At 72.3% G+C, this 15,433-nt stretch carries 9 protein-coding genes; 4 read left to right on the plus strand and 5 right to left on the minus strand.

Annotated elements, in window-relative coordinates:
• The first annotated feature begins 178 nt into the window (after nucleotides 1-178).
• Both ABT061_RS12700 and ccrA read left to right on the plus strand, forming a co-directional pair.
• Nucleotides 179-6,529 (plus strand): SDR family NAD(P)-dependent oxidoreductase, encoded by a 6,351-nt coding sequence (locus ABT061_RS12700; RefSeq protein WP_350915784.1) that lies wholly within the window; start codon nucleotides 179-181, stop codon nucleotides 6,527-6,529.
• Complete coding sequence (ccrA, locus tag ABT061_RS12705) at nucleotides 6,526-7,839, plus strand: crotonyl-CoA carboxylase/reductase (RefSeq protein WP_350915786.1); 1,314 nt, start codon at nucleotides 6,526-6,528, stop codon at nucleotides 7,837-7,839. The genes ABT061_RS12700 and ccrA overlap by 4 nt, the downstream gene beginning before the upstream one ends.
• Here ccrA and ABT061_RS12710 read toward each other — a convergent pair.
• A complete protein-coding gene (locus ABT061_RS12710; protein ID WP_350915788.1) occupies nucleotides 7,817-8,263 on the minus strand; it encodes a DUF6223 family protein in 447 nt (148 codons plus the stop codon). The two genes, ccrA and ABT061_RS12710, sit on opposite strands and share 23 nt — an antisense overlap.
• A 218-nt stretch (nucleotides 8,264-8,481) precedes the next feature.
• Between ABT061_RS12710 and ABT061_RS12715 the strand changes: the two genes are divergently transcribed.
• Nucleotides 8,482-9,597: a sensor histidine kinase gene (locus ABT061_RS12715; RefSeq protein ID WP_350915790.1), complete on the plus strand. Its 1,116-nt coding sequence runs from the start codon at nucleotides 8,482-8,484 to the stop codon at nucleotides 9,595-9,597.
• Nucleotides 9,594-10,256, plus strand: a complete 663-nt coding sequence (locus tag ABT061_RS12720) for a response regulator (protein WP_350915792.1) — start codon at nucleotides 9,594-9,596, stop codon at nucleotides 10,254-10,256. Before ABT061_RS12715 ends, ABT061_RS12720 begins: the two co-directional genes overlap by 4 nt.
• A gap of 155 nt (nucleotides 10,257-10,411) precedes the next feature.
• Here ABT061_RS12720 and ABT061_RS12725 read toward each other — a convergent pair whose 3' ends face one another.
• The 4 genes from ABT061_RS12725 to secD all read right to left on the minus strand — a co-directional run bounded on the left by ABT061_RS12725 (nucleotide 10,412) and on the right by secD (nucleotide 15,386).
• Nucleotides 10,412-11,665 (minus strand): PucR family transcriptional regulator, encoded by a 1,254-nt coding sequence (locus ABT061_RS12725; RefSeq protein WP_350915794.1) that lies wholly within the window; start codon nucleotides 11,663-11,665, stop codon nucleotides 10,412-10,414.
• A 410-nt stretch (nucleotides 11,666-12,075) separates the two neighbouring features.
• Nucleotides 12,076-12,288, minus strand: coding sequence for an EF-hand domain-containing protein (locus tag ABT061_RS12730; protein WP_350915796.1), 213 nt, complete (start codon nucleotides 12,286-12,288; stop codon nucleotides 12,076-12,078).
• A gap of 205 nt (nucleotides 12,289-12,493) precedes the next feature.
• Nucleotides 12,494-12,850: a four-helix bundle copper-binding protein gene (locus ABT061_RS12735; protein ID WP_350915798.1), complete on the minus strand. Its 357-nt coding sequence runs from the start codon at nucleotides 12,848-12,850 to the stop codon at nucleotides 12,494-12,496.
• A 259-nt stretch (nucleotides 12,851-13,109) separates the two neighbouring features.
• Entirely contained in the window at nucleotides 13,110-15,386 is a 2,277-nt protein-coding gene (gene secD, locus ABT061_RS12740) for a protein translocase subunit SecD (RefSeq protein ID WP_350915800.1), read from the minus strand.
• Between the last annotated feature and the right edge of the window lie 47 nt (nucleotides 15,387-15,433).

A 15,433-nucleotide genomic window follows, 5' to 3' on the forward strand; every position in this document is an offset into this window, starting at 1 on the left:
GAGCGTTCGCAACGAAATGACGCGGTCACTTGCGCTTTAACCACAAATCTCATCAGATATCGCGCGTTATCACGTTCGTTATAAAACGCCGAGATGGATTGTGGTCTGCCATGGCTCCCTTATCCCGATATGTCTGGGTAAGTTTGCCGACCACCTCGGGTGTTCTTGGAGCTGCCACGTGGACCTGTTCGGTGAAGACGAGATTCGCCGCTTCCTCACGGGGCGTATCGCGGCCCGCTGCCGCCTGTCCCTCGCGGATGTCGACCCCGACCGTCCCCTGGAGGAGTTCGGGCTCTCCTCCCGCGACGCCGTCGCGGTGGCGGGGGAGTTGGAGGTGCTCCTCGGCCGCGAGCTGGGACCCACGCTGGTCTGGGAGTATCCCACGATCAACCGCCTGGCCAGGGGGCTCGCGCCCCGCGCGCGGACCGCCCCGGAGAAGGCCGGACCGGCCGTCTCCGACGAGCCGATCGCGGTGATCGGCGTCGGGTGCCGCCTCCCCGGCTCGGTACGCGGTCCCGGAGACTTCTGGCGGCTGCTCATGGCGGGCGGCGACGCCGTCGGCCAGGTGCCCGAGGGCCGGTGGGAGCCCTTCGACGACGGATCTCCCCGCACCGCCGAGGCTCTGGCCAGGACGACCAGGCACGGCGGCTTCCTGGAGGACATCGCCGGGTTCGACGCGGAGTTCTTCGGGATCGTCCCGGGCGAGGCCGAGACCATGGACCCGCAGCAGCGACTGCTGCTGGAGACGGCCTGGGAGGCGCTGGAGCACGCGGGCGTCGCGCCCCGGTCGTTGCGCGGCAGCCGCACCGGCGCGTTCGTCGGCATATCCGGCAACGAGTACGCCCACCTGACCGCGGCCGACACCGCGAGGGTGGACGCCTGGACCGCGACGGGCGCGGCGTTCAGCATCGCCGCCAACCGGCTCTCCTACCTGCTGGACCTGCGCGGGCCCAGCCTGGCGGTCGACACCGCGTGCTCGTCCTCGCTGGTCGCCACGCACCTCGCCGCAGGCAGCCTCAGGTCGGGGGAGAGCGACCTGGCCATCGCCGCCGGGGTCAACCTGCTGCTCTCACCCGTGATCACCATGGCGTTCGACCAGGGCGGCGGCACCGCGCCCGACGGGCGCTGCAAGAGTTTCGACGCCTCGGCGGACGGGATGGTCAGGGCCGAAGGCTGCGGGGTCGTCGTGCTCAAGAGGCTGTCCGACGCCCAGCGGGACGGCGACCGGGTCATGGCGGTGCTCCGCGCCACCGCGGTGAACCAGGACGGCCGGTCGAACGGGCTGGTCGCGCCCAACCCCGAGGCCCAGGAGGAGCTCCTGCGCGGCGTCTACTCGGGTCTGGGCAGTCCCGGCTACATCGAGGCGCACGGCACCGGCACCTTCCTGGGCGATCCGATCGAGGCCCGCGCCGTCGCCGCCGCCCTCTGCGAGGGCCGTACCGCGCCGCTGCTCCTCGGCTCCGCGAAGAGCAACCTCGGCCACCTGGAGGCCGCCGCCGGGATCACCGGCCTGATCAAGACGGTCCTCGCCCTCCACCACGGCGTGATCCCGCCCAGCGTCCACTTCCACCGGCCCAACCCGCACATTCCCTGGGAACATCTCCAGGTCGTCACCGCCCCCACCCCCTGGCCGGACGGGTACCCCCTGGCGGGTGTCTCCTCCTTCGGCTTCGGCGGCACCAACGCCCACGTCGTCCTGGAGCCCGCTCCGCAGTGGCGGGAACCGGAACGCGAGGGGCCGGTAGCGAAGATCTTCCTGCTCGCGGACGTGTCTCCCGAGCGGGTCAGGGATCATGCCGGGACGCTCGCGAACTGGGCCGACGCCGAACTCGCCGAGCCCGCCCGGCCCGATGCCGCCTCCCCGGACGCGTCCGCCGCCGGGAGCACCCCCGCCGCGGGGGCCCGTCGGCAGGTCTCGCTCGGCGATGTCGCGCACACCCTCGCCCGGCGGGCGGGGCGGGGCAGGGCAGGGGCCGCGGTCGTGGCCGCGAACCGGGAGGAACTGGTCGCCGGGCTGCGGGCCGTACGGGACGGGGCGGGCGTCACCGGAGCGGCGCAGGCCGGGGGGCGCGGGCCGGTCTGGGTGTTCTCCGGCTACGGATCGCAGTGGGCGGGCATGGGAGCCCGCCTCTACGCGGAAGAGCCGATATTCGCCCGGACCATCGACGAGCTGGACCCGATGCTCGCCGAGGAGGCGGACATCCGGCTGCGCGAGATCATCGCCGAGGGGGCGGACGTGCCGGGGGTGGCCCTCGCGCAGCCGGTGATCTTCGCGGTGCAGGTGGCGCTGGCCCGGCTCTGGACGGCGTACGGGACGCGGCCGGCGGCGGTCGTCGGGCACTCCATGGGGGAGGTCGCGGCCGCCGTGGTCGCGGGCGGGATCGGGCTGCGGGACGCGGTACGGGTGATCTGCCGCCGGGCCGCGCTGCTCGGCACCATCGGCGGCGGCGGGGCCATGGCGGTGCTTGAGGTGCCCGCCGAGGAGGTGCCCGGTGACCTGCACGTCGCGGTGTACTCCTCGCCCAGGCAGTGCGTCGTCACCGGCGCTCCCGACCGGCTGGCCGCCTTCGCCGCCGAGGTTGAGGCCCGCGGCCTGCTCGCGCGGGTGCTGACCGCCGAGGGTGCCGGGCACTCGCCACAGGTCAAGCCGCTCCTGCCCAGGCTCCGCGAGGCCCTGGAGGGCATCGCGGGCGGCAAGCCGGAGCTCCCGTTCTACTCGACGGTCTTCGACGACCCCCGCGAGGTGCCGACCTTCGAGCCCGCCTACTGGGCGGCGGGGGTGCGCCGCCCGGTCCGCCTGCTCGACGCGATCAGGGCCGCCGCGGCGGACGGTCATACCCTCTTCACCGAGATCAGCCCGCACCCGGTCCTGGCCGGAGCGCTGCGCGAGAGCCTTCCCGCGGGAACGGTGATCACCCACTCCCTGCGCCGGGGCCACGACGAGGAGATCCGTGCCCAGCTCGCCGCGACCGTGGTCGCGATGCCCTCGCTGCTGCTGCCGTCCTCCTCCGGCACGCTCGCCGACGTGCCGTCGTCACCCTGGCGGCACGAACGCCACTGGGTCTCCGCCGCCAGGTCGTCCGCGCTCCCGCCGGGCACTCATCCGCTGCTCGGGGTGCACGTCGAGAGCCCGGCGGGGCACGTGTGGACGACCAGGCTGGACGACCTGTCCGACGTCCCCTGGCGGCTGGAGCCCGCGGTGTGGCAGCCGCACGGCCTGCCGGTCATGCCGCTGGCCGCGGTCGCGGCCCTGGCCCAGGCGGCGGCCCTCGCCGGGTACGGTCAGGCCGAGCTGGCCGACGTCAGCCTGAACGGCTTCCTGCCGCTGCCCGCCACGGTCACCACCACCCTCACCCCTTCGGGCGAGGTCGAGATCGACGCCAGGAACGCCGCCGGGGTCTGGGTCCGGTACGGCACGGCGAGGATCGTCGCGGACTCGCCCGTCGTCGCCGCCGTACCGAGCCCGGCCGAGCTGGCCGGACGGCTGCGCGTACCGGCGGGGACGCCGGTCGAGATCGAGGTGCTGGAGCCGGACGGCACCCCGGTCGGGCTGCTGGCCAGGGACGTCCCGGCCGGCGCGCTACCGGTGCCCCTGGCGGGCAAGCTGGTGCGGCGCCTCTGGGCCACCGAGGCGGGGACCGAGGCCCGGCCTGCGGAGCGGGGACTCGACTCCCTTCGGGGTCGTGGCTGGCTCATCCTGGCCGGAGACGAGAACCCGCGGGCCGAGCGCCTGGCCGCCGAGCTCGCCACCGCCGGGCACGCCGCCCGCACGCTCACGATGCCCTGCCTCTCCCCGCCTCCTGCCGCGGCCTCGTCCCTGGTGCCGGCCCAGCGACCCGCCCCGCACACCGCGACCCGCCTCGTACCATCGCCCCCGGCCGGACTACCGGCGAGTGACGAGGTCGTGCTGCTCGTCCCCGCGGGTCTGACCCCGGCGGGGAGCGAAGCGCTGCTCCTCGCGGTGACCGCGATCGTCCGCGAACTCGTGGGGCCGCGGGCCGGTGAGGGGCCCGGCGGCGGTGCCGGCACCCGGCTGAGGATCGTCACCGACCGGGCACAGGCCGTACTGGACGGGGAGCCGGGTGACCCGGGGGCCGCCGCGCTGCGCGGGCTGGTCCGGGTCCTGGCCTTCGAGCATCCGGAGCTGCGAGCCTGCCTGGTGGACGTCGACGACACGGAGTCGCTCCTGACGGAGCTGGCGGCCGACGAGCCGGACGACGAGGTCGCCTGGCGCTTCGGCGTCCGGTACACCGCCCGTCTCGCCGCCGTACCCGACCTGGCGGGCGGCCCTGACCCCGGCGCCGGCGCGGCCCACGGGTCCGGCACGGTCGGGCGGCGCGGGGCGACACCGGTGGTACGGCGCGGCGGGGGATATCTGATCACCGGAGGGTACGGCGGCCTGGGGCTGGTCGTGGCCCGCTGGCTGGCCGAGCGGGGCGCGGGGCGGATCGTGCTCGGCGGGCGGTCGGGGCCGTCCGCCGAGGGGGCCGCCGAGATCGAGCGGCTGCGCGAGCTGGGCGTCGACGTCCAGGTGGTGACCGGCGACCTGGCCGCGCCGGGGGGCGCCGTACGGCTGGTCAGGGCCGTGATCGACGGAGGGGTGTGGCTCCGTGGCGTGGTGCACGCGGCGGGCGTGCTGGACGACCGTCTCGTCGTCGACGTGGGCTCGCCGGACCTGCACCGGGTCTGGTCGGCCAAGGTCCACGGTGGCCTGGCACTGCACCAGGCGACCAGGCACGCGAGCCTGGACTGGTGGGTGGCGTTCTCCTCGGCGGCCGCGCTGCTCGGCTCGCCCGGACAGGCCGCCTACGCGGCGGCGAACGCCTGGCTGGACGCGCTCTGCGACCTGCGCAGGTCCGAGGGACTGCCGGGAACGACGATCAACTGGGGCACCTGGGCCGAGGTCGGCGGGGCGAGCCAGGCGGCGCCGCCCGCCGTCTCGCCCATCACGCCCGGCGAGGGAGTCGAGGCGCTGGAGGCGCTTCTCGCCGCCGAGGCGGACGCGGCGGGCGTGCTGCGGCTGGACGTGGCGACCGCCGTCGAGCTGTTCCCCGGCATCGCGCGCATGCCGTACTTCGCCGACCTGGCGGGCGCGGGGGCGAGCTCCGGAGGCTGGGCGGGTGCCGAGGCCCTGGCCGGCATGGAGCCGGGCAGGGCCGTCGAGATCGTGGTCGGCAAGATCAGGGAGCGGACGGCGGCGGTGCTGGGGTTCGACGTCGCCTGGCTCCAGGAGGACACGGTGCTCACCGAGGCGGGCCTCGACTCGCTGGCGGCCACCCGGCTGCGCGGCACGATCGAGCACGACTTCGGGGTGGTGGTGCCCGCCGCGCCGATGCTGCAGGGGGCGACCCTCGGGGACGTGGCCATGGCCGTCGCCGCGGAGCTCGGCCTGCGCGGCACGGCGGCCCCGGCCCGCCAGGTGGAGCCGAGGGACGTGGCGGAGCGGCAGGTCGTCGCCGCGCTCACCCGGATACTCGGGCGCGAGCCGGGGGTGACCGAGGAGATTCCCGAGGACGTCCTGCCGGTCCTGCTCGACGTCCTCGGCCGGGAGACGGGCCGTGCGCTCGCCGAGGGCGAGGGGGAGGGCGAGGGCGAGGGTAAACAGGCCGGCCTGCGGACCGGTGCCCAGGTGGCCGACCTAATACGGGGGATCGACGAGGAGGAGGCCGCCCGTGGCCTCGTCCGCCCGCTCACCCCCGCCGCCCACGCCTACCTGGCGGCCCGCCCTACCGAGGTGGGGAAGCGGGTGCCGCTCTTCCTGGGGCATCCGGCGGGTGGGACCACGGGGGTGTACTCGCTGCTGGCGGGGCTGCTCGGCGCCGAGCAGGTGGTGTTCGGGCTGGAGCGGCCGGCGGACATGGGCGTGTTCGGTCCCGAGGCCGGGGTCGAGGAGCGGGCCGCCCGGTACGTGGAGGAGATCAGGAAGGTGTGCCCCTCCGGCCCCTACCGGCTGGGGGGTTGGTCGTTCGGGGGAATCCTGGCGTTCGAGATCGCGCGGCGGCTCGGGGCGGAGAACGTGGAACTGGTCGCGATGATCGACTCGGGTCTGCCCGACGAGGTCGAGGCGGCGGAGCGGGCGGAGATCGTCGCGCGGCGGTACACGGACTTCGCCGCCTATCTCGACGAGACCTACGGGGTGCGGGTCCGCCTCTCCGGGGAGGAGCTGGTGGCCCTGGACGAGGCCGGGCAGCTCGCGCTGGTGGAGGCGCGCGTCGCCGAGTCGGGGGTGCTGGACCTGCTTGGGAAGGCCATCCTGCGGCACCAGATCACCTCGCACGAGGACACCCGGGCGCTGGAGGCGTACCGGGCGGGGAGCTACCCGGGGCGGGTGCTGCTCTACCGCTCGACGGAACCGACCCCGTGGGCCGTGGAGGACGTCCGCTACGCCCATGCCGACGACCCCTCGCGGGGGTTCGGCCCGTTCAGCCCGGCGCTGGAGATCGTCACGATCCCCGGTTCGCACCACCTCAACCTGCTCGATCCGCCGCACGTCGAAGTCGTCGCCGCTCACCTTGGAGGCCAGGAATGACCCTCGCACAGGCCGTCGTCGACGGCGCCGATCCCGAAGAGCTCGCGCGGCTCGACATTCCCACGACCTTCAGGGCCGCGCACACCCGCAAGGGTGAGGTGGGCATGTTCGGCCGGAGCAGGCACGGCGTGAACGGCGTCGACAAGGACATCACCAGATCCGTCCACGTGGGCGAGGTGCCCATGCCGGAGCTCGGCCCCAACGAGGTGCTGGTCGCCGTCATGGCGAGCGCGATCAACTTCAACACCGTGTGGACGGCCATGTTCGAGCCGATCCCCACCTTCGCCTTCCTGGAGCGGTTCGGGCGCGAGGACCCCCGGCACGACAAGGACTTCCACGTGCTCGGCTCGGACGCCTCCGGGGTGATCGTCCGGATGGGCGCCGCGGTACGGCACTGGAAGATCGGTGACCGGGTCGTCGTCTCGCCCGCCTACGTCGACGAGCAGGACCCGATCAGCCACTCCGACTCCATGCTCGGCTCCGACCTGCGCGCCTGGGGGTTCGAGACCAACTACGGCGGGCTGGCCGAGTTCGCGGTGGTCAAGTCCACCCAGCTGCTGGCCAAGCCCAGGCACCTGACCTGGGAGGAGGCCGCCTGCAACATGCTGTGCGCGTCCACCGCCTACCGCATGCTGGTCAGCGAGCGCGGATCCCGGATGAAGCAGGGCGACGTCGTGCTCATCTGGGGGGCGACCGGCGGGCTCGGCGCGTACGGCGTGCAGCTGGTGAGGAACGGCGGCGGCATCCCGGTGGGTGTCGTCAGCTCCGCGGAGAAGGCGGAGCTGCTCCGCAGGATGGGCTGCGAACACGTGGTGGACCGCTCGCAGTTCGAGCATCTCGACGATGAGAAGGCCTGGCGGAGGTTCGGCGCCGAGGTCCGCCGCCAGGTCGGCGAGGACCCGCACATCGTCTTCGAGCACACCGGTCAGGACACCTTCGGTGCCTCCGTCTACGTCGCGCGGCGCGGTGGCTCGGTCGTCACGTGCGGGTCGTCCAGCGGCTACGACCACGCTTACGACAACCGGCACCTGTGGATGAAGCTCAAGCGGATCGTCGGCTCCCACGGGGCGAACTACCAGGAGTGCCACGAGGTCAACCGGCTGCTCTCGCTGGGCTTGCTGCATCCCACCCTGTCGGCCGTCTACCCGCTCGCCGAGACCGGCGACGCCGCCCGCGCCGTGCAGCTCAACGAGCACGTCGGCAAGGTAGGCGTGCTCGCCCTGGCGCCCACCGGGGACCTCGGCGTCGAGGACCACGCGCTCAGGGAGCGCGTCGGCGAGGACCGGCTCAGGCTGTTCCGGGGCCGGTAGGGGCGCCGGTGCGGCGGGAGCGGGCCAGCGCCAGCCCGCCGAGGACCATGGCGATCAGCCCGACCACCAGGGCCACGTAGCCCCCGACTATGCCGTAGCCGGTGCCGGGACCACCGTCGGCGGCGGCCACCACCAGCCCGCCGACGACCGCGCCGGCCAGCCCCGCCACCAGGGCCACGATGGCCCCCCTTCGCCCGTTGCCGGTGCCGATACGACCGGCGGAGCGGGCCAGGGCCAGCCCGCCGACGACCACGCCGGCCAGCCCCAGCAGCGCGGCCACCAAGGACCAGAGACGCCCGGTGGTCAAGGCGTAGGCACTGGCGGGGTCCGGCTGGACCAAGACGTGTGCGGCCGCCGGTGCGGCAAGCTCGAAACCTTCGATCAGGGTGGCTCCGGCCACCGCAAGCACAAATCGGACTGACATGAGGTGCTCCTTCTCCCGCCGCGAGTGGACGTCGCCTGATCATGCCCGCCGGACCCACCGCCGGTCGTCCAGCGGACGCAGGCGATTCGCGCTGCCGCCGATGTCGCAGCCGGCTACCGCGGACGCCGCAGGAGCCGCGAAGGTACCGCGTGTGCGGTAGCCGGCCGATCATCCGCGCGCAGGAGTCGCCCGCGCGGACATCCGGCTAAGGTGCGCGCATGGGTACGGGACGGGCCGGTGTCAAAGATTGGGCGATCGCCGTCTGCGTGGCGGCGACGCTGCTGGTCACCGGGCTGTCCGGGCAGAACCCCGCCACGAACCTCGACCTGTTCGGCTACGCGCTGCTGGCGGCCGGCGGCCTGGTGCTGGCCGCGCACCGCCGGGCTCCGGTTCCCGTCCTGGCCGTCACCGGGCTGTGCGCGGTGGGTTACCAGGCGGCCGGTTTCGACGTGCCTGCCGTTGCGTACCTGTGCGCGGTGTACGCGGCCGTACGGGCGGGACACCGCACCATCACGGTGGTGGTGAGCGTGCTCATGCTGGCCGCTCTTCCCCTCGCGGCCCTGGCCTCGGGTCTGCACGACACGGGCGAGGCGCTCGCGCAGGCCCGCGGCGCCCTGGAGATAGCCTGGCTGATCGCCGCGGGCGCCGCGGGTGAGGCGCTGCGGCAGGCCGAGCGGCGGGCGGAGGAAGCCGAGCGCACCCGGGAGGAGACCGCGCGGCGCCGCGCCGATGAGGAGCGGCTGCACATCGCGCGGGAACTGCACGATTCGCTCACCCACCAGATCTCGATCATCAAGGTGCAGGCCGAGGTCGCCGTCCACGTGGCCCGCAGGCGTGGTGAACAGGTGCCGGAGGCCCTGCTGGCGATCCAGCAGGCCGGACGCGAGGCGACCCGGGAGCTGCGCGCGACCCTGCAGGCGTTGCGCGAGGACGACACGACCCCGCCGCGTGGGCTCGACCACGTCCCGGAACTGGTGGAACGGGCCCGTACCATCGGCCTGGACGCGACGCTGACGATCGAAGGGCAACGACACGACGTGCCGGTCGCGGTGAGCCGGACCGTCTACCGGATCGTTCAGGAGTCGCTCACCAACATCGCCCGCCATGCCGCCGCCGCTACCGCGTCGGTCCGGATCGACTACCGTCCGGACGCCCTCGCGATACGCATCGATGACGACGGCAAGGCCACACCGGACACCGCCCCGGTGCCCGGCGTCGGGCTGCTCGGGATGCGCGAACGAGTCACCGCCCTCGGCGGCCGGCTGTGCGCGGAGCCGCGCAGCGAGGGAGGCTTCACCGTCCAGGCCGAACTTCCCGTGGACCGAACGTCATGATCCGTGTCCTGCTGGTCGACGACCAGCCGCTCCTGCGCAGCGGATTCCGCGCTCTCCTCGACCTCGAAGACGACATCGAGGTGGTGGCCGAGGCCGGCGACGGGATGGAGGGCCTGGCCCTGGCCAGGGAACATCTGCCCGACATCGCTCTCATCGACATCCAGATGCCGGTCGTCGACGGCATCGAGGCGACCCGGCGCATCGCTGCGGACCCGGCCCTGGCCGGGGTGCACGTCGTCATCCTGACCAACTACGGCTTTGACGAATACGTCTTCAACGCGCTGCGCGCCGGCGCAGCCGGATTCCTCGTCAAGGACATCCAGCCGGAGGACTTCCTGCACGCCGTACGCGTCGCCGCGCGCGGCGACGCGCTGCTCGCCCCGTCGATCACCCGCAGGCTCATCGACAGGTACGTCACCCAGCCGCTCGACACCGGCACCGGCACGGGGCTGAAAGAACTGACCAACCGCGAACGCGAGGCCGTCGTCCTGGTCGCGCGGGGCCTGTCCAACGACCAGATCGCCGAGCGCATGGTGATCAGCCCGCAGACCGCGAAAACCCACATCAACCGAGCCATGGCCAAGCTGCACGCCCGTGACCGCGCTCAGCTCGTGATCCTCGCCTACGAATCCGGACTGGTAGCCCCGCGCGGCTCCTGACCTCTCCTCCCATCACCCCGCGCCTTCAAACGCCCACTGAGGACCGGCCATGGCGACGCCGGTCACCTGGAGCTCATGGACGGCCCGGCTGCCGGGTATCCGCCTGGTATCCGCTGGTTCGGCCACCGCGGTCGGTCGTTTCCGGTCCGCGGTGATCAGGCCGTTCCGGCGGCGGCGGACTGGCGGGCCCGCAGGACGATCTCCAGCTCGAACCGGACGTCCGGGTCGCTGAGCTGGTCGCCGTACAGCTCCTCCAACTGCCGCAGGCGATAGCGCACGGTCTGCGGGTGCACGTGGAGCCTGGCGGCGACCTCCCCGGCACCCCGGCCGTGCCGCAACCACGCCAGCAGCGTCTCCGCCAGCCGGTCCTGCTGGCTGGGCCGCAGGTGGGCCAGGGGCGCCAGCCGCACCTTGGTGAGCGCGGTGACCAGCTCCTCGTCCTTGAACACGATCAGCGTGGCCATGTGGTCGGAGCAGCGGAGCAGGCCGCGCTGTTCGGTGAGCACGCCGCGCCTGTGCAGGTCGAGCGCCTCGCGGGCCCAGCGCAGTGAGGTCGCGGCGACGGCCAGCGGGACTGCGGGACCCACGGCCGCCTTCCAGCCGCGCAGGCTTCTCTCCAGGGTCTGGGCCTGCCCCGGGCCGTCGGGGTCGGGCACGATCAGGCAGGGCCCCGGCCGGTCGAGACCGGCCAGCACGTCCGGCGGCAGCGAGGGGGGGCGGTAACCACCGGGATGCTCCTCCAGCGCGACCCCGGCCACGGTCTTGGGCAGCCGCCATCCGGCGGTCTTGGCCAGGTCGGCGATCGCGTCGGGGGACGCGGCCGGCTGGCTGAGCAGCAGGTCCATCAGCCGGTGGCGGCGGCGCTCGATCTCCCCGGCCGCGCGGGCCCTGGCCTCCTCGAACCCTTCGGCCGCGGCGTCGGCCAGCTGGTCGAGATAGACGAAGATGGCCTCCCCCAGGTCGTAGAGGTGCTGCGGGGTGAGGCCGAGTTGCTCGGACTGCTCGGTGAGCCGCCGCCAGGCGACCCGGGCGCCCAGGCGCATCGCGGTCTGCAGGGGGTCGAGGTTGCGGCCCTCGTTGGCCTCGCCGCGCCCGATCGTCCGGAAGACGTCGGGCTCCCACGGCGCGTTGGGGTTCTCGATCCGGTCGACGAACTGGCGCAGGGCCTCGTCCACGGCCAGCCTGATGACCTTGATGTAGTTCGTGTCGGCCGGCCGGGCGTACTCGGGGATCCGCGCCGTGATCTCGTCGATCACCTGGTGCGCGACCTGGGCCAGGCCCGGCCTCAGGAGCCTGGCGACGTTGGCCGGAGCCGAACGCCACAGCCGCTGGTCGGGCAGGTCGTGAGATCTCGTTCTTCGGCCGTTCAAGCCGGGGACAGCGATCCGGGTGTGTTCCTTTGTCGCCATGGACCCTCCTGTCGGAGTGCGCCTCAGATTCTCACCTAATTGACACTTTGGACAATTAGCAAACGCTTGTTCTTGTCTCAAATGCAACATGTGATGTCTTCGACGGGAGGGACTGATCGGGGCTGAGCGGTCCCGTGCCTGGCCAAGGGGTACGGGAGGCGACGGGGCGTACCGGCGGCGAAACCGAGGTCGGCGGGGCCGGGGTTGACAAGAGCGGGGTCGGCGGGGCCGGTCGGTCGGTAAGACCTGCCGTCGCAGGGGCGCGGAGGCGGCGGGCGTGCCGGCGGTGAAACCGAGGTCGAGAGGCCGGTGGGACCTGGCGTTGGTCGGGTGTCCGCGATGGAGGAACCGGACCTGATCGGGGTGCCCGGTTCGGGTCCTGGGCGGGCACCCCGATCGGATCAGGTCGGTCAGCCCCTGGCCTGGGCGAGATAGCCGGCGAACTCATCCAGGGAGATGAGGCCGTCACCGTCCTGGTCGATCCTGACGACGGCGGCCGCGGCCGCCTCGGGGGTGATCGGCTGGCCGAGCACCTCCATGAGCCTGGTCAGCTCGGGGACCGAGATGAGGCCGTCACCGTCAACATCGACGATCTTGAAAGTTGTCGCGTAGTCGTCCGCCACGATCGCATCCGCCTTAGGCAGCAGGGAAATCAGACGGCAAGCACACTAGCGGCATTCAGGGTGCCCTTCTCGGCCGAACCCGGAGGATTACCTCTGTCCGGGTACCGCACGGGCAGGGGCGCCGCCGATTCGATCGGCGGCGCCCCTTTTTTTTCGCGCCCTATGGCTGGAGGATCCGTGAGTGGTGTGAAAGCCGGTCGACGGCTCAGGACCGCGCGTTCGCCATCGTCCGGCACGCCTCGGCCCAGGCCCGGCACGCGTCGGCGCACTCCTTCATCATCGGGTCGTTCTCCATGGACATGCACGCGTCGGCGCACTTGTTCGCGGCCTTCGCGCACATCGTGGCCATCTCCTTCGCCATCGGCGACTGGCGCATCATCATGTCCGCGCAGAGGCGGGTCATGTCGGCACAGTCCATGAGCGGGCCTATCAGTGCCATGTCGGCGTACCGACCCCCCTGCATGAGGCAGTAGGTCATGGTCTGCTCGCAACGGCTGTGGCTCTCCAGGCACATGTCAATGCTCTTCTGTACCTGAGGGTTCATCTTCACCGCATGGCTCATGCTTGCTCCCCGTGTTCGTGACCGCTCTGCTTTAACGGCCGAAGATCTCGCACCAGTGTTGTGCCCCGCCGGACGCCTCGGCCTCTCAGAAAAAAGCGGCTTTAATGCCCCATCGAAATAGTTTTGTGTATAAATTCACCTATCGTCTGTAGGGTTAGTGGGAAAGTCATGGAGGTTGGGCGGCTCCTCCCAGATCCTGTGGGGAGCCGCCCGCCGGACACCGGGCCGGAACGAGTTCCGGCCCGGTGTTCCCCGCCACTCAGAGCACGGCGCCCGAACCCTGGCGGGCGGGAGCCGGGCCCTTCCGCTTGGGCCGCGGCGGCGCGCCTGGCTTGCGCTTCTCCAGCTCGATCGCCGCCGGCCCCGCGACCAGCGCGGAGGAGAGCGTGCCGACGATGATCCCGATCAGCAGCGCCACCGCGAAGTCGGTCAGCGAGTCGCCACCGAGCACCGCCAGCGCGGCCAGGATGAACAGCGCGCCCAGACCGGTGTTGACGGTACGGGGCACGGTCTGCAGGATCGAGGTGTTGACCACCTCGGCGAACGAGCTCTTCGGCCGCGCACCCCACAGCTCGCGGACCCGGTCGAAGACCACCACCTTGTCGTTGACCGAGTAGCCGATCACGGTGAGCATCGAGGCCAGGAACACTCCGTCCACCGGCTTGCCCAGCCAGGCGAACGCGCCGATCACGACCGCCGCGTCGACGACCAGGGCCACCACCGTGGCCAGGCCGAACGTCCAGCGGAACCGGAAGGCGAGGTAGGCGAGCTGTGCGGCGAGCGCGACGCCCAGCGCGATCAGCGCGTTGCGGCGCAGCTCGTCCCCGAGGCTCGGCCCGATGAGCTCGTCGCGCTCCTTGGTGACCTGGCCACCCTCGCTCTCCAGCGCCTTCTCGATCTTCACCACCTCGGCGGGAGTGATCTGACCCGTCCGTACGGAGATGTCCTCACCGGAGGCCTGCACCACCGCGTTGGGGAACCCGGCCTTGCTGACCAGCTCGCGGGCGGCGTCGGCGCTCATCGGGGTGGTCGTGGAGTACTCCACGAGCCTGCCCCCGGTGAACTCCACGCCGAAGTTGAGCCCCCGCACCGCCACCCCGGCCACGGACGCGGCCACCAGCAGGCCGGTGACCGCGAAGTACCAGGCGCGGCGGCTCATCAGATCCGGCTTGCGGGTGTTCAGCCAGGCGCGGACCCGCCCGATGTTGGACAGGCCGGTGATCTTCGGCCGTGCGGACACCACCTTGAACCTCACCGCCCACTGGGCCAGGACGCGGGTGATGACCATCGCGGTGATCAGCGAGGCGATCACACCGATGCTCAGCGTGACGCCGAAGCCGCGTACCGGGCCGGAGGCCAGGAAGAACAACAGCCCGGCGGCGAGCAGGGTGGTGATGTTGGAGTCGGCCACCGCGCTCCACGCGTTGCGGAACCCCTTCTCCAGCGAGCCTCCGAGGTTGGGCGTCTCGGCGTACTCCTCACGTGCCCGTTCGAAGACCAGCACGTTGGCGTCGACGGCCATGCCGATCGCCAGCACGAAGCCGGCCAGTCCCGGCAGGGTGAGCGTGGCGCCGAGCCCCACCAGTGCCGCGTACGAGATGAGGGCGTAGCAGGCCAGGGCGATGGCGGCGAGGAAGCCCACCAGCCGGTAGATCACGATGATGAACAGCGCGGTGAGTGCGATGCCGATGACCGCGGCCCAGGCGCTGGCCTTGATCGCGGCGGCGCCGAGCGTCGGGCCGACGGTCCGCTGCTCGACGATCTCGACGGGCACCGGCAGCGAGCCGCCCTTGATCAGCAGGGCCAGGTCCGAGGCCTCCTCGGCGGTGAAGGTGCCGGTGATCTGGGTGGTGTTACCCGGCAGGCCGACCTTGCAGCCCACGTCCTCGTTCACCTGGGGGGAGACGATCACCTTGGAGTCGAGCACGATGGCGATCCTGCGCCTGGGGTCGCCCGGCTCGTTGCAGGCCGCCTCGCCGGTCAGCTTGGCCCACGCCGCCCGTCCCTGGTCGCGGAAGTCGACGGTGACGAACCAGCCACTGCCCAGCTGGGCGTCGATCCCGGCCTCGGCGCCGCCGACGCCGTCACCGCTGAGGGCGGCCGGCCCGATGTGCAGCGGGGCGCCGCGATCGTCGGGCAGGATCTGCTCTCCCTTGCCCGGCTTGGTCTCCGCTCCCGGGTCGGGGGCGCCGAGGACGGGGTGGAAGGTGAGCTGCGCGGTCTTGCCGATGACCTCGGCGGCCTTGGTCGGGTCCTGCACACCCGGCAGTTCCACGATGATGCGCCGCTCGCCGGAGCGGGCCAGCGGCGCGTCCGCCACGCCCAGGCTGTCGGCCCGGCGGCGGAGCACCTCAAGGGTGCGGTCGGTGGCCGCGGCGTCGGCCTTGACCGTCGGCGAGTCCTGGGTCTCCAGTACGAGTTGGGTGCCGCCGCGCAGGTCGAGACCGAGGCGCGGCGACATTGTCAGGGCTATGTACAACGAGGTGGCGATGACGGCGAGCGCCGCTATCGCGCGTACCACCGGGGCACGCGACATGGAAGCCTCCACAGGCTGGGGGAGTTGTCCTCGGTCACGCCGAAGGA

This window comes from Streptosporangium sp. NPDC002544 (assembly GCF_040295965.1).
GTDB lineage: Bacteria > Actinomycetota > Actinomycetes > Streptosporangiales > Streptosporangiaceae > Streptosporangium.